The organism is Pseudomonadota bacterium, assembly GCA_039818985.1.
Lineage (GTDB): Bacteria > Pseudomonadota > Alphaproteobacteria > Sphingomonadales > Sphingomonadaceae > Alterisphingorhabdus.
On record JBCBSU010000001.1, the window covers coordinates 1,303,559 to 1,322,757 of the forward strand.

Sequence of the window (19,199 nt, forward strand, 5' to 3'; positions counted from 1 at the left end):
GACGCAGGGTCACATTGCGCGGACAGGGGAGAGATAATGGCTGAGACACTCAGCAGCGATGCCGTCCCATCGGGCGCAGACGATGTTTATGTGCCGTCTAAAAAGGACATCCGTCTGGTTATCGGCGCGTCTTCGCTCGGCACCATTTTCGAATGGTATGATTTTTTTATCTACGGTACGCTGGCCGCAATAATCGGGCGAACATTCTTCCCCAGCGATAATGCGACGCTGGAGGTGCTGCTGGTCTGGGCTGGCTTTGCCGTCGGCTTCGGTTTCCGACCACTAGGTGCGGTGCTGTTTGGTTTTCTCGGCGACAGGCTGGGCCGCAAATACACCTTTCTGGTCACTGTCACGCTCATGGGTATTGCCACTGCCGGGGTGGGGATGATCCCCTCGGCCGAGACCATCGGAATCGCTGCGCCGATCATCATCATCCTGTTCCGCGTGCTGCAGGGGCTGGCGCTGGGCGGGGAATATGGCGGCGCTGCTATCTATGTTTCCGAACATGCACCACCGGAAAAGCGCGGCTTCTATACCAGCTTTATCCAGGCCAGCGTGGTCGGCGGCTTTGTCCTTAGCCTCATCGTGGTGCTGTCCAGCAAGGCGCTGATGAGCGATGCGACCTGGAATGACTGGGGCTGGCGGGTGCCGTTCCTGCTGTCGCTGGTGCTGCTCGCGGTGTCGTTGTGGATGCGGCTGATGCTGTCGGAAAGCCCCGTGTTCCAGGCGATGAAAGCGGAAGGCAAGATCGCCAGCAACCCGTTCAAGGAGAGCTTCACCTATCCCGGCAATATCAAACGGCTTCTAGTGGCGCTGTTCGGCATTGCCGCGGGCCTGACCGTCATCTGGTACACTGCGATGTTCTCCGGCCTGACTTTTTTGCGCGGGCCGATGCGAGTGGAAGAGACGACGGCGGAAATTCTGGTCGGCATTGCAGCCGCTATGGGCATGGGCTTTTTCATCTTTTTTGGTTGGCTGTCGGACAAGGTCGGGCGCAAAAAGCCGATTGTCTGGGGCTATTTCCTGACGCTGATCTTACTGTTCCCAACCTTCTGGATGCTCGGCAGCGTCGCCAATCCGGAACTGGAGAAGACCAAACTCAGCGCGCCAATCACCATCAGCGGCAGCACCTGTGACTATAGCCCTTTTGCCGAGGTGCAGGCGACCGATTGCGGCAAGGTGATCGCCTATTTCACCGGCAAGGGACTGCCTTACAGTCTCAACGAGCTGGGCGATGGTAGCGCCGACGACCCGGTGACCGTGACCGTGGGTAAGCAACGGCTGACCGATCCGAGCGAATTCGAGATCGAGACCGCAGTGGCGCATGCCGGTTATGATTTTACACCGGTCGTGCCTGAGCCCGGTGCGATGGTGGTCATCATCCTCAGCCTGCTGGTGCTCAGCGCACTGTCTGGTGCGACCTATGGTTCGGTTGCGGCGCTGCTCGCCGAAATGTTTCCGCCGCGTATCCGCTACAGCTCGATGTCGATTCCCTATCATATCGGCACCGGCTATTTTGGCGGCTTCCTACCCTTTATCGCTAGCTTCATCATCGCCAAGACCGGCGATCCCTATGCCGGGCTGTGGTATACCATGGCGGTCGTCGCGATGGCGTTTCTGGTCACAGCCTTTGGTCTGAAGGAAACGCTCAATGCCCATGAATGGGACGAATAGGCCACGCCATGCGCACCCTGCGGCTTGATCTCGATGGCGAAGCGCTGGTGGCCAATTGGCGGGCGCTCGACCGTATGAGCGGGCAGGCCAGCACCGGCGCTGCGGTCAAGGCCGAGGGCTATGGACTGGGCGGACGCGCCGTCACCGAACGCCTGCGCGAAGCCGGGTGCAACGATTTCTTTGTCGCCCACTGGACCGAGGCGCGCGAGATTTTGCGGGTAACATCCGAAGCCGGGATATCGGTGCTGCACGGCGTCGGTGAGAATGACCTCGACCTTGCCAGCCAGATGCCGGCCAAGCCGGTGATCAACTCGCTGGCCCAGGCGAGGACCTGGATCGATGCCGGTGGCGGGCTATGCGACCTGATGATCGATACCGGCATGTTCCGTCTCGGACTGGCCCCGGAAGATATAGGTGACCCGCTGGTGCGCAAGCTGAAAATTGACATCTGCATGAGCCACCTCGCCAGCGCCGATGAAAATTCCGCAAAAAATGCTGCGCAGCAAAAAGCCTTTGCTGCAGTGAAAGACGCGGTTCCGGCGCGGCGCTACAGCCTTGCCAACAGTGCTGGCATTGCGCTTGGCGAAGACTATCATTTCGATGTCACCCGCCCCGGCATTGCGATCTATGGCGGTATCATTCGCGAAGAATTGCGCGACAATATCCGTCAGGTGGTGTTCCCTAAGGCGGCCATATTGCAAATACGCGATGCCCCCAAAGGGGCGACGCTCGGCTATAATGGCATTTTCACCGCGCCGCATGACATGCGCCTTGCAACGATTTCGCTGGGCTATGCCGATGGTTATCTGCGCGGCTTTTCCAATAATGGTCAGGTCCATATGGCCGGTCGCGCGTTGCCGGTTGTCGGCAGGGTTTCGATGGATCTGACGATCATCGATATCACCGGTGCGGACGATATCGCCGAGGGAGACTGGGTTGATGTGGACTATGACTTGCCCGGCGCTGCTGCTGCCTCGGGTCTGTCGCAATATGAGTTGCTGACCGTATTGGGCAGCCGCTTCCAGCGTCGCTGGTCATAACGAGTCATGTTTGAAGCCAAAACATTCGTTCGGGCTGGGCTTGTCGAAGCGTCGTTTTTTGCGTGGGAAATACAGCCCTTCGACAGGCTCAGGGCGAACGGACTTTAGGGTTATGAATTACTGGCCAGCCATGAACTGATATCGGCCCAGCTTTTGTGCCGCGCACTGCGTCCAACAACCATCCCGACATGGCCGCCGGCATAGACATGGCGGTTGGGAAAGCCTGCGGATGTTGCCATCGGCGTAATCTGATCAGTCGATGACAGCAGCTCTAGCACCGGTGCATTCACGGCTTCCGGTCCAATGCTAATGCCATCAATGGTCCACTCACCACATGCTGCAATATTGCTGGCGATAAAGTCATCAAAGAGCTGGTCGGCAAAGGCGAAGGGCAGAGGCTCGCCGCCATTGGCCCAGTCCTCAATGGCGATGAAGATCGCGCTTTCTGTGCTGTCTGCATCCATCCGGGCAAAGGCGCGGTATTTCTGGACAACGCGCCTTTGGTCAAGCGACCAGAAGCCCTGCTGGATCAGCTCGATTGGTGCGACGCGTAAATACTGGCACTGTTCACGACTGCGCTGCCACAATTGTTGTATGTCGGCGCGGCGATCATCGCCATAGCCGGCAAAGTTCCATGGACTGGCGATCAGGGTCAGGCTGCGTACATCGGCGATGCTCGCTGCTGTCAGCGCCAGTAGCCCACCGAGACAATAGCCGATCAGGTGCACCGGCTGTTGCTGACGCTGCAATAGCGGTCGCAAATAGTCGCGGGCAAAAGTGGTCGCGTCTTCCATGCCACGATCGGGCGTTATCGCGCCCCAATTGACCAGCCCGCATGCCAGCCCCTGCGTTTCCAGATGACCGATCAGCGAGCGCCCCTCGACCATGTCGAGTATCTGCGGCGCATTGATGGGGGAGGGCACGAGGATGATATCGAGAGGCTGTGACAGATCCCGGCTGTTGCACCGCGTCAGTTGCACCGGGCCCTGTGCATCGATGATCGCAGCATCACTCGCCGGTGCAGACCTGGTGGCCTGTTGAAACCGCTCCAGACCCGTCAGCAATTCGGCCAGTGCCTCGGGATCATGCTGCAATTGCTCACGCGCTATCTCCAGAAAAAGCGGGAGCGGTCGCGGACCATGTTGCGGTGCATCATGCAGGGATGCTAGAAGGGGGTTATCGGCCAATGGTGCCTTCCTTCATGGAGTTCTGAAAATCATGCCCGCCTCAAAACACAAGACCGATGATGGCGTGATCATCATCAAAAAATATGCCAATCGGCGGCTCTACAATACCCATTCATCAAGCTATATCACGCTCGACTATATTGCGACGCTTATTCGCAATGGCGATGAGTTCAAGGTAATCGACGCCAAGAGCGGCGATGACATCACCCGCTCGATCCTGACCCAGATCATCATGGATGAGGAAAGCGGCGAGGAGCAAATCCTGCCCACCAGTTTCCTGCGCCAGATTATCGGCATGTACGGCAATTCGATGCAGGCGATGATGCCGGGTTATCTCGAAGCGTCTATGCAGGCCTTTCGCGACAATCAGCAGAAGCTGCAAAACATGGTTGGCGACAGTATTGCCAATAACCCCTTCGCGAAGATTGCACAGCGCAATATGGAGATGTTCGAGACGGCGGTGCGAACCTTCACGCCGAAAGCGGGCGGCTCGCACAAGGACCATGCCAAGACCAAACCAGCCGAACCATCGCCAAAGAGTGATGATATCGATGCGCTGAAGCAGCAGCTCGCGGCGATGCAGCGCCAGCTCGATAATCTGACCCAGAAAGACTGACTCTGGCTGCGACAGCGCCCGGCCATAATTTCGTTCAAGAAAGCAGATCCCTTGCCCAAGAAAAACGCCTTGCCCGTCACCCGGGCGGAAGACTTTGCCAAATGGTATCAACTCGCCATCTCCGAGGGAGACCTCGCCGAAGAATCAGGCGTGCGCGGTTGCATGATCATGCGGCCATGGGGCTATGGCATATGGGAACGGATGCAGGCGCTGCTCGATAGGCGTATCAAGGCAAGCGGCCATGAAAATTGCTATTTCCCGCTGTTCATTCCGATGTCCTATTTCGCCAAGGAAGCCGAACATGTCGACGGCTTTGCCAAGGAAATGGCAGTGGTCACGCATCACCGGCTCAAGGCGGGCGACAATGGCCTCGATATAGATCCCGAAGCAAAACTCGAAGAGCCGCTGGTGGTGCGTCCGACATCAGAAACCATGATCGGCACCGCCTTCGCCCGCTGGCTGCAAAGCTGGCGCGATCTGCCGATCAAGATTAACCAATGGGCCAATATCGTGCGCTGGGAGATGCGCACCCGGATGTTCCTGCGCACCAGCGAGTTTCTCTGGCAGGAAGGCCATACCGCCCATGCCAGTGAGGAAGAGGCTGTCGAGCATACATTGCAGGTGCTCGAAATGTACCGCAGCTTTGCCGAGGAAGATCTGTCGATGCCGGTGATCGCGGGAGAGAAGCCGGAAAATGAGCGTTTCCCGGGTGCCGATGCGACTCATTCCATCGAAGCGATGATGCAGGATGGCAAGGCGCTTCAGGCCGGCACGTCGCATTATCTTGGCCAGAATTTCAGCAAGGCGCAGAATATCCGCTATCAGGATCGCGAAGGCCAGTTCCAGTTTGCCTATACCACCAGTTGGGGCGTTTCGACCCGCATGATCGGCGGCATCATCATGAGCCATGGCGATGATGACGGCCTGCGCGTGCCGCCCGCTATTGCACCCTATCAGATTATCATCATTCCGATGCTGCGCGACCAGCCCGAGGACGAGGCGCTGCTCGATTATTGCCGCGACGTGGCGGCATCGCTCAATGGGGTCACCGCTTTGGGTGAGTCGGTGCGGGTGCATCTCGACAGCCGTCCCGGCAAAGCCGCGGTCAAGCGCTGGGCCTGGGTCAAGAAAGGCGCGCCGATACTGGTCGAGATTGGCGGTCGCGATGCCGAGGCGGGCAATGTCACCGTGCTCAACCGCGCCGCGCTCTATCAGGACAATGGCAAACTCGCCAGCGAGGTGATGCCGCGTGGTGCGTTTGCCGAAGCGGCGGCGCCGATGCTCGAAGCGATCCAGCAGCAGCTTTTCGACGAGGCGGCGGAACGTACCCGGGCCAATATCCGCGATGATGTGACCACGCTTGAGGCACTGACCGAACATTTTGCGCAAAAAGGCCATATTGGCTGGCTCGAGGTGAGCTGGAGCAAGCCGACCGGCGCGGCGCTGGAACAGGTCGAGGAAGTCCTCAAGGGGCGCAAGCTGACGCTGCGCAATGTGCCGCAGGATGCCGGCGTAGCGACCGGGGCATGCATCTTCACCGGCGAGCCGGCGGTCGAGCGTATTCTGGTCGGCAAGGCCTATTAAGCGGGTGTCGAGCAAGGCATCCGCCAGTCATCTGCCGACACGCAAGGCGATCCTCGATTTCATTGCCGGCTCCGAGCAGCCGGCAGGCAAGCGTGAAATCGCCCGTCATTTCAAATTGCGTGGTGCCGACAAGATCGCGCTGAAAACGTTGCTCAAGGACATGGCCGATGAGGGGCTGATCGACAGCACACCGGGCCGTGCCTTCCACAAAATGGGCGGCGTGCCCAAAGTCACGGTGCTGCGCATCATCAGTGTCGATAATGACGAAGTGACTGCGCTGCCCGAAAGCTGGCATGCGGCAACACCGGCGCCCAAATTGCGCATCGTCGAGCGCGGTCGCCGTTCAGCGTTGGGCAAGGGTGACCGGGTGCTGGCGCGTACCGAACAGGTTGGGAAGGGCTGGCGCGCCTATCCGATGAAAAAACTGGCCAAGGCCAGCGAAATGCTGCTCGGCGTGTTGCAGCAAGATGCGCGCGGCAATCCGATGCTGGCGATGACCGACAAGTCGAAACGCTTTACCGTGCCGATCTCCGATATGGGCGATGCCGAAATCGGTCAGCTTGTCCGTGCCGAGCAAAGGGGCGTGCGTGACCGGGCCCGTGCCTATGTCCGTGAGGTCATTGGTGATGCGATGCAGCCCGGAGCCTTTTCGGCGGTGGCGATCCACAAATATGGCATTCCCGATCATTTCAGCGAGGCGGTGCTCGACGAGGCAGCCCGGGTGGCGAAACAGCCACTCGGCATCGAGGACCGCGAGGATTTGCGGCATTTGCCGATTATCGCCATCGACCCTGCCGATGCGCGCGACCATGACGACGCGATCTGGGCTGCACCCGATGACAGCGAAGACAATCCAGGCGGCTATAAACTGATCGTCGCCATTGCCGATGTCAGCTTTTATGTTCGTGCCGGCACCGCCCTTGACCGCGAGGCGCGCAGGCGCGGTAACAGCGTCTATTTCCCTGATCGCGTGGTGCCGATGCTGCCCGAGACGCTTTCGGCCGATATGTGCTCACTGAAACAGGGTGAGGATCGCGCCGCCATGGCCGGTCATTTGCGCATCGCCGCCAATGGCGATCTCAAAGACTGGCGCTTCAGCCGTGCGGTGATCCGCCTGATGCACAATATTGCCTATGAGGATGCCCAGGCGCAATATGATGCGGGCAAGAGCGCGCTGGCCAAGGACGTGCTGACACCGCTCTGGAAGTGCTGGAAGCTGCTGGTAAAGGCGCGCGAGCGCCGTAATCCGCTCGAACTCGACCTGCCCGAGCGCCGCATCGTGCTCGACGACAAGGGCGCGATCAGTGGTGTCGCGGTGCGCGAGCGACTCGATGCGCATCGCCTGGTCGAGGACATGATGATCGCCGCCAATGTCGCTGCGGCAAAGGCGCTCGAGGCGAAGAAACAGCCAGTTGCCTATCGCGTGCATGAGACCCCGTCGCGCGAAAAGCTGGTGGCGCTGCGCGATTATCTGCGCACCATGGATATGAACCTGGCGCTGGGTCAGGTGATCCGCCCCGAGCTGTTCAACCGGCTGCTGGCCCGGGTTGAGGATGAGGATATGCGTATCCTGCTCACCACCCAGGTGCTGCGCAGCCAGACCCAGGCCTATTACGGTCCCGACAATATGGGGCATTTCGGTTTGGGGCTGGGCCATTATGCCCATTTCACCTCGCCCATTCGGCGTTATGCCGACCTGCTGGTGCATCGCGCGCTGGTCGAGGGGTACCGGCTTGCCGGCAAGGACAGCGGCAGGCAGGGACTCAGCAGCGATGACGCCAAAGACCTGCGACCGATATGCGAGGCGATCAGCGGTTTCGAGCGCCGCGCCATGGAGGCCGAACGCGAGACGGTTGACCGCTATGTTGCCGCCTATCTCGCCGAGCGCATCGGTCAGATTTACGATGTCCGCGTCACCGGGGTACAAAGCTTCGGTTTCTTCGTCACCATTGTCGATTTCGGCGGCGATGGGCTGGTGCCGGTGTCGACACTAGGGCGTGAGCGATTCACCCATGACGAAGCGGCGCAGAGCCTGACCGGAGAGATCAGCGATACCCGCTATGCCGTTGGCCAGCGGCTGAAAATGCGTCTGGTAGAAGCCAATCCGGTCTCCGGTGCGATGAAATTCGAGCCTGAAAAACCAGAGCCGCTGCCTTATGAAAGCCATGCGCCACGCACCAAGCCAACAGGTCGCCGAGCTGGCAAATATCGTCAGGGCCGCAGGGGCAAACCGCGTAATATCCGGAAATAGCGTCGCGATACCCAGACTGTTGGCCGTATAAGCTTTTCTTTGCTGCATCGGTCATCGCGCTTTCCCATTTGTGCCAGATGAGGGAGCCGTCCCATCCGCTTGTCATGCGGTCAGAAGGAGATAGATGATGACCCAATTGCTTCCCAAACAGCCCGTACCGGCGCTTTCGGTTCCCACCGTGCAGAGCGGGGATTTTACTCTGGCCGATAGTCAGGCTGAGAATTTCACCCTAATCCTGTTCTATCGTGGGCTGCATTGCCCGATTTGTCGCGGCCAGCTCAGCGAACTGCAGCGCAAGCTTCCCGAACTGGAAGAGCGCGGCATCAAGGCGGTGGCGATCAGCATGGACAGTGAGGAACGAGCTCGTGAAACCGCCGGGAAATGGCGGATTGACGCACTGACGCTCGGCTATGGTCTGACCGAAGAACAGGCGCGCAGCTTCGGCCTCTATCTCTCCGACGGCATCAACGACAATGAACCGCAGCGTTTCTCCGAGCCGGGCCTGTTTCTGGTTCGCCCTGACGGAACCCTTTATTTCGGCAGCGTCCAGACCATGCCGTTTACCCGGCCGCCGCTGGGTGAACTGATCCAGGGCATTGATTATGCGCTGGAGCATGGTTATCCGGCACGCGGTGAAGTCGCTGCCTGATCTGATTGCAGCATATGGCGGAGCCGTTTTGCACGCGGCGAATAGCCGGCTCCGCTATTTCTCTCAAGTCGCGCTCAACTCAGCCGGTCGATTTCCTCATTGCCCAATCCTCCGGGTATCACCATCACTGGACAGGGCAGTGACCCGGCTTGGCTGGCGGCGAAATGGCTGACCAGCGGACCAGGCGCACCGCTCGCCGCTGCGCCCAGCACCAGCGCGGTAATATCATCATGCTCGCTGAGAAATTTCTTCAGACTTTCGACCGCATCGCCTTGCATCACCGCAATGGCCGGGCGCTTGCCCGACTGGCTGAAATAATCGCCCGCTACACCGGCGACCAGCGCCTCGGCGCGGCGCTCGGCCTCATCGGCAATGGTCGCCTGAACAGCGCCCCAGGCAACGAAATCCTCTTTCGGCACCAGCGCCAGAATGTGCAGCGCGCCATTGGTCTTTTCCGCCCGGCGCGAGGCGAAGCGAAAGGCAATCCGGGCCTCGGGCGTTTCATCGATAACGACGAGATATTTACGCATGATCTTCTCCGGTGCGGGCAGCATTTGCAGATTGTGCGAAAAAACGCCTTGTGGCAAGGGATATGGACTTGACCATATAAGGGTCGAAACGACAGAAGGGCGGTCAATCTGCTTCCTCCCCGAACGAAAGAGGTCATACCATGCCCATCGCGCTGAAAATGCCTGCGCTTTCTCCGACAATGGAGGAAGGTACGCTGGCCAAATGGCTGGTCAAGGAAGGCGATGAAGTGACCAGCGGTGATCTGCTGGCGGAGATAGAGACCGACAAGGCGACAATGGAATTCGAGGCAGTCGATGAGGGCGTGATCGCCAAGATCATCATTGCCGAGGGCAGCGAGAACGTCGCGGTGGGCGAGACGATTGCCGTGCTCGCCGAGGATGGCGAAGATATTGCCGAGGCTGCGGCGATGCAGCTTGGCGGTGCTGCGCCCGCTGCGGCCCCAGCGGCGACCGAAGCGCCGGCAGAGGAAGAAACTGCGCCCGTGCCTGCTGCCGCCCCGGCTCCCGCTCTAGCGCCTGCGAGCTCAGGGTCCGAGCGGGTCAAGGCCAGTCCGCTGGCGCGGCGTATCGCCGCCGATAAGGGGCTTGATCTCAAGCAGATCAGTGGCTCCGGTCCCAAGGGACGGATTATCAAGGCCGATGTCGAACAGGCACAGCCGGTGATCGCCAGCGCCGCGCCTGCCGCAGAAGCTACAACGCGTGTACCGACTACGGCACCGAGCGAATTTGTCACCGATATTCCGTACAGCGCCGAGAAGCTCAACAATGTCCGCAAGGTCATTGCCCGTCGCCTGACCGAGGCGAAGCAGACGGTACCGCATATCTATCTCACGCTTGACATTCGTCTCGATGCGCTGCTCAAGCTGCGCAAAGAACTGAACGGCGCGCTCGAGACCAAGGGCATCAAGCTGTCGGTCAACGACCTGCTGATCAAGGGGCTGGCCAAGGCGCTGATGGAAGTGCCGAAATGCAATGTCAGCTTTGCTGGCGACCAGCTTATCACTTATGAGCGTGCCGATATCTCGGTTGCGGTCGCCGCACCTTCGGGCCTGATCACGCCGATCATCAAGGAAGCCGACACCAAATCGCTCTCCGCCATCTCAACCGAGATGAAGGAACTGGCGGGCAAGGCGCGCGACGGCAAGCTGCAACCGCATGAATATCAGGGCGGAACGGCGAGCATTTCCAATATGGGTATGTTTGGCATTACCCAGTTTGATGCGGTGATCAACCCGCCCCAGGGCATGATCCTCGCGGTCGGGGCAGGGGAGAGGCGCCCGGCGGTGATCGATGATTCCTTACAAATCGCCACAATAATGAGTGCCACCGGCAGCTTTGATCATCGCGCTATTGATGGTGCAGATGGGGCAGAGCTGATGCAGGCGCTGAAGCAGTTGATTGAAAGCCCGATGGCACTTGTTGCTTGATGCTAATTATATTGGCCAGAGTTGCGATAAGCATCGTGCTGTTCTGTCTACCAATCATGCTGTTCGCATCTTTTAGCAAGCAACAAAACAGCATGATGGTGGTGCTGATACCGTTTTTTGGAGCCATTCCAGCCATAATAGGGGCGCTTTTACTGTTTGTCCCGGCTGAATATTATCTAGATCACATTGGCCAATCCGCACTCAAGAATATTGCTATTCCAGTCATTGGCGGGACGTTGGTATTCTTCGTAACCCTCGCGATAGCGCAGAAGGGCGAAATTTCCAGCCTCACGGACAGACTTTCCAAAGGCAAATGGAATGATTGGGCTGGCTTTGTTTTCTGGGTATTGATGGGCGCGATTTGGGGCGTGCTTTGGCGGCTTACCGAATGGCTGGTCGAATTATCAGGAGCGATTGGTTCGTGATCTTGGCCACTTTATTCATGCGGGTAGGGATATTTGTAATAACCCTATGGGTACCATTTGTAATATTTACCGGATTAAGCAAACAGAAAGAGGCCCCACTCGTCCTGATGTTGCCACTTTTCTACACGCTGCCACTGACTTTTGCGGCGCTGGTATTCTTGCTTCCGCTGGAGGCCATAGTAGGCGCTGATCGTAACCCGGATATGGCGGACATTATCATTCCCATAGTCGCAGCATCAATTGTTCTGATTTTTTGCTCAGCTTTGCTATTCATCAACAGAGAAAAAAGAAGAAAAAATCGCCAGGGCCAACCCCCAAAAAGTGTTTTGCCACCGCTGCTGCTCGTATTCTTGCTGGGAGGCCTATGGGGTGTGTTATGGCGAATGTCAGACTGGGCTGTAAAGCATATAGGAATTACATAAATGGCGGAAAAATTTGATCTAATCGTCCTCGGTTCCGGCCCCGGTGGCTATGTTGCTGCCATCCGCGCGGCACAATTGAAGATGAATGTCGCGATTGTCGAGCGTGAGCGGCTTGGCGGTATCTGCCTCAACTGGGGCTGTATCCCGACCAAGGCACTGCTGCGCACCTCGGAAATCTTCCATTATATGAGCCATGCCGATGCCTATGGCCTGAAGGTCGAAAAGGCGGGTTTTGAGCTCGACAAGATCGTTCAGCGCTCGCGTAGGGTGTCCGGGCAACTCAATGCTGGCGTCAAAACGCTGATGAAGAAGAACAAGATTACTGTGGTTGAAGGTACTGGTACCATTACGGGTGTCGGCAAACTGTCAGTGACACAGGGTGACCAGACCCGTGAATTGGAAGCGCCGGAAATCCTCGTCGCCACCGGCGCGCGGGCACGCGACCTGCCTTTTGCTGAGGCCGATGGCAAGCGTATCTGGACCTATCGTCATGCGATGACACCCGAGGTGATGCCGGAGAAGCTGCTGGTTATCGGCTCTGGTGCGATCGGAGTCGAATTTGCCAGCTTTTACAGCGATATGGGCGCCGAAGTCACCATCGTCGAAATGCTCGACCGCATATTGCCGGTCGAGGATGCAGATATCAGCGCACATATGGAAAAGACGCTGAAAAAACAGGGTATGACCATCCTCACCGGGGCAGGGGTTGAGGAGCTCAAAACCAGCGGCAAGGGTGTCACCGCCAAGATCAAGACCAAGGACGGTAAGACGACAGCCCATGATTTCAGCCATGCCATTGTTGCTATCGGTATCGCTCCCAATACCGAGAATATCGGACTCGAAGCGCTCGGTGTTGAGACCGATCGCGGCCATATCAAGGTGGATGGCTTTGGCCGCACCAATGTGAAGGGTATTCGCGCCATTGGCGATGTTACCGGCCCGCCATGGCTGGCGCATAAGGCCAGCCATGAGGGCATTGTCGCGATTGAGCATATGGCGGGGCTCAACCCGCATCCGTTCGACACCTGGAATATTCCGGGCTGCACCTATTCGCGCCCACAAGTCGCCTCAGTCGGCCTGACAGAGGCCAAGGCCAAAGAAGCCGGGCATGAGGTGAAAATCGGCAATTTCCCTTTTATCGGCAATGGCAAGGCGATTGCGCTGGGCGAGGCCGATGGCTTTATCAAAACCGTATTCGATGCCAAGACCGGCGAACTGCTCGGGGCGCATATGATCGGGGCTGAAGTCACCGAACTGATCCAGGGCTATGCCATTGCCCGTCAGCTCGAAAGCACCGAGGAAGAATTGATGCACACCGTCTTCCCGCATCCAACGCTTTCTGAAATGATGCATGAATCTGTGCTATCAGCCTATGGACGCACATTGCATATGTAGCTGATCGCGGAGGAGCCATGGCGGGAGAGCAGGACAAACAACTTGCCCGCGTGGTCACACCCAATATGCTCGCGGTGTACAGTCTCGCAACCATCCTTGGTGCGGGCATTTATGTTGTTATCGGTGAAATTGCCGGTGAAGCGGGCTATCTGGCGCCGCTGGCCTTTCTCTTCGCCGCCATTGCTGCCGGGTTCAGTGCGCTCAGCTATGCCGAGCTGGGCGCGCGTTTCCCGCAAAGCGGCGGGTCGGCGGTGTATATCGATACCGCTTTTGGGCAGCGCTGGCTGACCTGGATCACTGCCTGGGCGGTTATCGCCGCCGGTCTGGTGTCCTCGGCGACCATTACCACCGGTTTTGCCGGATATCTCATGGCTTTCCTGCCAATCCCGCCAAATGTCTCGATCCCACTGCTTCTGATCGCGCTGACCACCATCGCCGCCATCGGGATCAAGGAGTCGATATGGTTCATGCTGATCTGCACCGGGGCTGGTTTGCTGGGCTTGGTGATCGTTCTGTTTGTTGCTGGCGATAATGTCATCAACTATCCGGAACGGGCGGTGAGCGGGCTCGGCGACGGCACGGGCTGGGCGATGGGCGTCTTGCTCGGCAGCTTCCTCGCCTTCTACGCCTTTATTGGCTTCGAGGATCTGGTGACCCTGGGCGAAGAGGTGCAGGACGTCAAACGTTCACTGCCCCGCGCTATCATTATCGCCATGGGCGTGTCGCTGTTCTTCTACTGCGCGGTCGCGCTTGTGGCAGTATCGACACTCTCGCCGGACGCGCTGGCAGCGACAAGCGCACCACTGGTCGAAGTCATGCGTGCCAGCGGCTATGATGGCAGCTTTCTGGCCATATTGGGCCTGCTGGTGATCGTCGATGGCGCGCTGGCACAGATTGTCATGGCGGCGCGGGTCATCCATGATCTCGGCAAGCGCCGTGGCGGTGCACCGGCCTGGCTGGCTGCGGTCAATGCGAAAACGCGCACGCCGATTATGGCGACATTCTTTTCCGGAGCGGTTGTCCTGCTGCTCGCCATGTTCTTCCCGACCGGCACATTGGCCGGCGCCACAAGCTTCATCACCCTGTGCGTATTCGTGCTGATCAACGCCGCGCTGATCAGGCTTAAGCTGACCGGCAGGGCCAGTGGTGACGATATTGCCAGCTATCCGCTGCTGGTACCTGTTGCCGGATTGCTGTTCAGCCTTGTCCTGCTGACCGCGCAGCTTTCAGTTGCCGGATAGCATCGTAAAATCGGCTATATTCTCTTTTCCGGCATCGATATTTGGATTATGCTGCCGCCAGAAGGAGGGCGTGAACAATGTTTAGCAGCTTGATAGCACTCATGCTGGTTACACAGGCCGGAGATCTGGATTCCTTACGCAAGGATTATTCCAATTGCATGGTCGATGTAACGATCGAGCATCTCGACAAGAAGACCGGTACCCGCGCATTCAAAAAGGCTGCCCAAGGGGCGTGTCTGGAAAAGCGCAGTGCCTATATCGAGGCTCTTGCCAAGGACGAAGTCGCCTATGGCTCGACCCCTGAAGAAGCCCAGGAATATGCGAGGGAAGAGGCTGACAGCGTCATGAACGCCATGGTCAATGGCTATGACGACATGCAGCAGTCAAATACCCGTCCGTCGAAAGAAACCTGATTTTTGCGTCGGTAAGGCGTTTTCTCATGCGCGATGCTTTCCGGGGTGCCAGCCGGCATCCTGCAATACACGCTCGCCAAATTCACGCGGATGCGCCTCCAGCGGTGTTGCCAATGTGTCATTCCATCGGTTGAGAAAGCCGAACATGGCGATCACCGAGACGATATCGACGATCTCGGCATCGGAGAAATGCGCTTTCAGCACAGCAAAATGTGCGTCGGTCGCACCATTGGGGTGCTGCCCCGCAGCAAAGGCAAGATCGAGCACCGCCTTTTCCGCATCGCTGTAAAGCGGTGAAGCGTGATAATCGATGATCGCGGCGAGCTTGGCTTCATCCACCTGCGCCCGGTGCGCCCCATGGGCAGTGTGCGCCTGGCAATAGAGACATCCGGCGGCACTGCTTACGGCATAGGCGATAAGCTGGCGCAGATCGGGTGCCAGTGTCGACGCCGGGCCGTAAACCGATTGCATCAGCTGGGCGAAACCGCTGAGCAGGTCAGGCCGATGCGCCATGACCAGCATCGAATTGGGGGTGAAGCCCATCACCGCTTCAGCCATCGCCACTATCCGGGCACTTTCGGCACCAATAGTTTCGGGCGGGTGGATGCGTCCTGCCATAGCGGTTTCTCCCTGATGCATATGCGGATATCGGGCCAAGGCTAGGGCGAGAGTGTCTCCGGAGGCAAGGCTGAAGATACGTGCCCCGATATGTGGCGCGCGCATGCAGCAAATATATCGTCCCAGTTCTCGATATTGAAATGGCCTTTGCCGGGGACGAAGTGGAACTCGATATTGGCTATATTCTCTGCCATGTGGTGGCCCATGGCCTGAGGCACGAAAATGTCCTCTTCACCCAACCAGATACAGGTCGGAACCTGTACATCGGCAATATCGAACCCCCAGTCGCGATAGGCAATGCCCGCTTCATATGCCGGACCGCGGCTGTCCTGGCGGAAGGCTTCGCACAATATTGTCTGGAATAGGGTTCGCATCGCGGAGTTTTCAAGCACCATACGATCCGCCCGTGACACGGCGTTTTTCATGATCGTGAAGAACAGGTCTGGCCAGTAGCGAATGGCCCAACCCATGGGCGCAAAGGCAGCACGCATTGTCCAGGGCATATGCCGTGCAATGCGCATATAGGCGCGGTCCAGCGCATTGAGGCTGTGTGCGGTTTCCGCTGTCGCAATCGGACCCCATGGGCCAAGGGCGCCGATAAATGCCAGTCGATCAGGCGATATCGATACACCACAGGCAAAGAGATGTGGTCCAGCGCCCGAATGTCCTGCAATGCCGAAAGTCTCCAGTTTCAGGTGATCAGCCAGAGCGATGACATCACCCGGCCAGTCGACAAAACGGCGCTCAGGTTGAAAGCTGGAACGGCCAAAGCCGGGGCGATCAACTGCGACAAGGCGCATATGATGTATGCATGCGGCATCGTCGGCAAAAGCCGCCTCGAATCTGCTGCTCGGCGTTCCGTGAAAGTAAAAAACCGGAAAACCATCCGGATCGCCAAAAAAGGCATAGGCAAGATCACGCCCATCGCCAAGCTGAACAATATTAAATTGTTCAAGGCTGTCAGATGCTTGGCTTTCTGTTTTCAGGGAGGCGGCAAACACGCGGTGAATCCTTCATTTTTGCTGAAGCAAAGTGTATATTGTGCCGGTAATTATGGGATTTGATAGTCGGTAATGTACAGCAAAGCACAGGCACTTCTTTTTTCCTCATTCGCCGGTTGCATCATGCTTGGCACCGCTCCGGGGTGCAGTCAGACACAGACGGCACAGACCGATACGGTGCCCATGGTCCCCGAGAGTGAAACGCCTGAAAGCCCGAATAGGATGTCCATGGCCGAAGCGCCTCCAGGAGACAGTAATATGCCACAGGTGAGTGACGTACTGTATCAGCAATTTGCGCAGCACAAAGCCGATGCAGATCATGTCGAGCGGGTGATTATTACCTATGAGAAAAAGTCGGCGCGTCCTGATATCGCGCTTCCCGGCGTCGAAATTGTCTCTGAAATGAAAAGCACCCCGATCATCATCTGCAATGTCACGCTTAAAGGTCTGCAGACGCTGGCGAAGATCGAAGGCATTCGCCGTATCGAACCGGACGGAATGATGGGAATTCCCGAACAGCAATAGTCATTGCTTAGGCTATCAGTCTTCGGCACCGGCTTTGCCGGACTGCGCCTTGGCGATCTTTTTATAGGCGGAACGATCGGCTTTGATCTTTGCCCGCCATGCGGCCATGTCTGAAAATGTATCACGGACCACACGGCGATGGTGCTCCGGGAAATCCAGGCTGGTTCTGACGATCGCCATCGGCATTGGGTAGGCTTGTGCAATCGGATCGCCGGCGGCGATATGCACCGCGCCCGGCATGGGTGGTAATTGCAGCACAAGATTGACCGCATCGCTATACCATGCGGTTTCGACCAGACCCGAGAGCGGCGTGAGACCATTTTCATTGTCACGATTGACCGGTGCGTCGAAGAACAGGCCGACATCCTCATCAGTGCGGAAAATATAGGGTAGATGCAGCTTGACGAAATGCTGCTGATCCTCGCGATTGAAGAAACTCAGTCCGGGAATGACCACATCACCGGCACCGCTTCGCACAATATCGGAAATGGTGAACTGGTTACGGTGAAAGCCATATTTGGCGTCATCCTCAACATAGAATAGCCGGTCCGGACATCCGCCTTCTATTGGTGAGCGAAATTTGCGGCAGCCTGCAGGCACGGCATCGGCGGTGCAATAACCCCAGCGAAAGGGTGAGGGGATTGTCACACCCAGCGCCGCTGCCGCAACAAAGGGGCGGCATTGCTCGCGCGTGCCATAGCCTGAGGGCACGCTGTCGCGGGTGCGGGGTGAAGCGGGGGTGGGACGATGAAAGCGTGGAACCAGACCGATAACCTCGATACGGAAATCCTGACGCTGCATATCCCGCCCCCGTTCAGCCGGTAGAGATCAGATCACGAACTCGGGAGCATTCCCGATATAGAAAGCAGCCGTGTTGGCATCGACCCGGCCCTTGCCATATTTTTCCGGATCCTGATCACCGACCTTGTCGACAAAGGTGTTGAGGATCCAGCGGATCTGCTTGTTATTGGCACCGCGATGCGAGCCCCAGGCCAGAGCCGCCACGCCCGAGACATGCGGGCATGCCATGCTCGTCCCACTCATTCGGCCATAGCCGCCGCCCCGTGTTGTCGAGAGCACCTGCACGCCAGGCGCGCACACTTCGACCGAGGGGCCAGTGCTGGAGAAATTTGCAATGATATCGGAATCATCGACCGCGGATATCGACATGACATGTGGATAACGGGCCGGGAAACCGACCGTATCGGCACCATGACCGGAGTTGCCGGCCGCGGCAACCAGCAGTACGCCATCATCATAGGCCGCCTCGCACATATCGCCGAGTGCCTGCGGTGCGCCACCGCCGCCCAGACTCATACTGGCGACACGTGCGCCTTTCTTGTCCATGATCCAGTCGAGCGCAGCAATCAACCAGCTCCAGTTGCCGCTGCCATTGCTGGCGAGCACCTTCACGGGATAGAGATAGGCATAGGGCGCAACTCCGACCACACCGATATCGTTCATCGCTGCAGCGACTGTACCGGCACAATGGGTGCCATGGCCATGATAGTCCTCGGTGGAGCTCTCATTGGTGACAAAGCTCTTTCCGGTCCGCAGATTGGCCACCAGATCGGGATGGTCGGAATCGATACCGGTATCACAGATAAACACCTTGATACCCTCACCCTGGCTGCTCGGCCATGCCGCAGGTGCCTTGACCTGACTGACACCGGTCGGTGTCGTCTGGGCCAGCGGACCGGCATCATCAAGCGCGTACATCTTGCCGTCTTCCTCGATACGGGCGATGTCCTTGTTCTTCTTCAGCTTGTCGATTTCGGACTGGGTGAGGTTTGCCATCAGCAATGGTGCCTGGTAGCGATTGACGTCATAGCCGATCGCGCTGAGCTCCTCGCCCGAACCGACCGCGCGCGCCTGTTTCGAGAAATCATTGGAAGTCAGGAACCGGACCTCGGACGTGACCGACTCCTGCAGGATTTCCTGCTTGTCAGCCTTTGTCGAGCGCTTGTCTTTGCGCTTGAAGGTGATGATCACCGGTTTACGTTCGTCTGCTTTAGATTTTGGCATGATCTTTCCTCTCATGAGTTGGGTTACAATCATGCGCGTTGCAGTACCGGTCTTCCGGCATGCACGGTGGCGGATGCCACACCCGAACGCTCCGCATAATGTTTCTATCGTGAATCGATTGGGGAATCACATTCGCCGCGGAGTCGCAATAAACAATGATATAGACACTCTGTTAC

At 57.9% G+C, this 19,199-nt stretch carries 19 protein-coding genes; 13 read left to right on the plus strand and 6 right to left on the minus strand.

Going from position 1 to position 19,199, the window contains the following annotated elements; genetic code table 11:
- Positions 1-36 precede the first annotated feature (36 nt).
- Positions 37-1,674 carry an MFS transporter gene (locus AAFX04_06185; protein ID MEO1045010.1) on the plus strand — a complete coding sequence of 546 codons (1,638 nt, stop codon included), beginning with the start codon at positions 37-39 and terminating at the stop codon, positions 1,672-1,674.
- Between the two features lie 8 nt (positions 1,675-1,682).
- Positions 1,683-2,714: an alanine racemase gene (gene alr / locus AAFX04_06190; GenBank protein ID MEO1045011.1), complete on the plus strand. Its 1,032-nt coding sequence runs from the start codon at positions 1,683-1,685 to the stop codon at positions 2,712-2,714.
- 110 nt (positions 2,715-2,824) lie between these two features.
- Here the strand turns inward: alr and AAFX04_06195 are convergent, their stop codons facing one another.
- Positions 2,825-3,901 carry an alpha/beta fold hydrolase gene (locus tag AAFX04_06195; GenBank protein ID MEO1045012.1) on the minus strand — a complete coding sequence of 359 codons (1,077 nt, stop codon included), beginning with the start codon at positions 3,899-3,901 and terminating at the stop codon, positions 2,825-2,827.
- A 31-nt stretch (positions 3,902-3,932) separates the two neighbouring features.
- On the opposite strand from AAFX04_06195, the gene phaR reads away from it, so the two are divergent.
- The 4 genes from phaR to AAFX04_06215 all read left to right on the plus strand — a co-directional run bounded on the left by phaR (position 3,933) and on the right by AAFX04_06215 (position 9,001).
- Complete coding sequence (phaR, locus tag AAFX04_06200; protein MEO1045013.1) at positions 3,933-4,517, plus strand: polyhydroxyalkanoate synthesis repressor PhaR; 585 nt, start codon at positions 3,933-3,935, stop codon at positions 4,515-4,517.
- Positions 4,518-4,568: 51 nt separating this feature from the next.
- Entirely contained in the window at positions 4,569-6,101 is a 1,533-nt protein-coding gene (gene proS / locus AAFX04_06205) for a proline--tRNA ligase (GenBank protein ID MEO1045014.1), read from the plus strand.
- 4 nt (positions 6,102-6,105) lie between these two features.
- Positions 6,106-8,352, plus strand: coding sequence for a ribonuclease R (rnr, locus tag AAFX04_06210; protein ID MEO1045015.1), 2,247 nt, complete (start codon positions 6,106-6,108; stop codon positions 8,350-8,352).
- 124 nt (positions 8,353-8,476) lie between these two features.
- Positions 8,477-9,001, plus strand: coding sequence for a peroxiredoxin-like family protein (locus AAFX04_06215; protein MEO1045016.1), 525 nt, complete (start codon positions 8,477-8,479; stop codon positions 8,999-9,001).
- A 74-nt stretch (positions 9,002-9,075) separates the two neighbouring features.
- On the opposite strand, the gene AAFX04_06220 is transcribed toward AAFX04_06215, so the two are convergent.
- Positions 9,076-9,531 (minus strand): universal stress protein, encoded by a 456-nt coding sequence (locus AAFX04_06220; protein ID MEO1045017.1) that lies wholly within the window; start codon positions 9,529-9,531, stop codon positions 9,076-9,078.
- A 140-nt stretch (positions 9,532-9,671) separates the two neighbouring features.
- Between AAFX04_06220 and AAFX04_06225 the strand changes: the two genes are divergently transcribed.
- From AAFX04_06225 to AAFX04_06250, 6 genes are all read left to right on the plus strand, one after another.
- Positions 9,672-10,958: a pyruvate dehydrogenase complex dihydrolipoamide acetyltransferase gene (locus AAFX04_06225; protein ID MEO1045018.1), complete on the plus strand. Its 1,287-nt coding sequence runs from the start codon at positions 9,672-9,674 to the stop codon at positions 10,956-10,958.
- Between the two features lie 56 nt (positions 10,959-11,014).
- Complete coding sequence (locus AAFX04_06230) at positions 11,015-11,383, plus strand: hypothetical protein (GenBank protein MEO1045019.1); 369 nt, start codon at positions 11,015-11,017, stop codon at positions 11,381-11,383.
- A complete protein-coding gene (locus AAFX04_06235) occupies positions 11,380-11,805 on the plus strand; it encodes a hypothetical protein (GenBank protein MEO1045020.1) in 426 nt (141 codons plus the stop codon). The genes AAFX04_06230 and AAFX04_06235 overlap by 4 nt, the downstream gene beginning before the upstream one ends.
- Positions 11,806-13,200 carry a dihydrolipoyl dehydrogenase gene (gene lpdA, locus AAFX04_06240; GenBank protein MEO1045021.1) on the plus strand — a complete coding sequence of 465 codons (1,395 nt, stop codon included), beginning with the start codon at positions 11,806-11,808 and terminating at the stop codon, positions 13,198-13,200. It begins immediately after the preceding gene.
- A 17-nt stretch (positions 13,201-13,217) separates the two neighbouring features.
- Entirely contained in the window at positions 13,218-14,441 is a 1,224-nt protein-coding gene (locus AAFX04_06245) for an amino acid permease (protein ID MEO1045022.1), read from the plus strand.
- Between the two features lie 101 nt (positions 14,442-14,542).
- Positions 14,543-14,854: a hypothetical protein gene (locus AAFX04_06250; GenBank protein MEO1045023.1), complete on the plus strand. Its 312-nt coding sequence runs from the start codon at positions 14,543-14,545 to the stop codon at positions 14,852-14,854.
- Between the two features lie 24 nt (positions 14,855-14,878).
- Here AAFX04_06250 and AAFX04_06255 read toward each other — a convergent pair whose 3' ends face one another.
- Entirely contained in the window at positions 14,879-15,472 is a 594-nt protein-coding gene (locus tag AAFX04_06255) for a peroxidase-related enzyme (GenBank protein ID MEO1045024.1), read from the minus strand.
- Positions 15,473-15,513: 41 nt separating this feature from the next.
- Positions 15,514-16,458: an alpha/beta hydrolase gene (locus tag AAFX04_06260; GenBank protein MEO1045025.1), complete on the minus strand. Its 945-nt coding sequence runs from the start codon at positions 16,456-16,458 to the stop codon at positions 15,514-15,516.
- A 243-nt stretch (positions 16,459-16,701) separates the two neighbouring features.
- Between AAFX04_06260 and AAFX04_06265 the strand changes: the two genes are divergently transcribed.
- Complete coding sequence (locus tag AAFX04_06265) at positions 16,702-16,998, plus strand: hypothetical protein (protein ID MEO1045026.1); 297 nt, start codon at positions 16,702-16,704, stop codon at positions 16,996-16,998.
- A 15-nt stretch (positions 16,999-17,013) separates the two neighbouring features.
- Here the strand turns inward: AAFX04_06265 and AAFX04_06270 are convergent, their stop codons facing one another.
- Positions 17,014-17,799, minus strand: a complete 786-nt coding sequence (locus tag AAFX04_06270) for a DUF6065 family protein (GenBank protein ID MEO1045027.1) — start codon at positions 17,797-17,799, stop codon at positions 17,014-17,016.
- 27 nt (positions 17,800-17,826) lie between these two features.
- Positions 17,827-19,023 carry a S8 family peptidase gene (locus AAFX04_06275; GenBank protein ID MEO1045028.1) on the minus strand — a complete coding sequence of 399 codons (1,197 nt, stop codon included), beginning with the start codon at positions 19,021-19,023 and terminating at the stop codon, positions 17,827-17,829.
- Between the last annotated feature and the right edge of the window lie 176 nt (positions 19,024-19,199).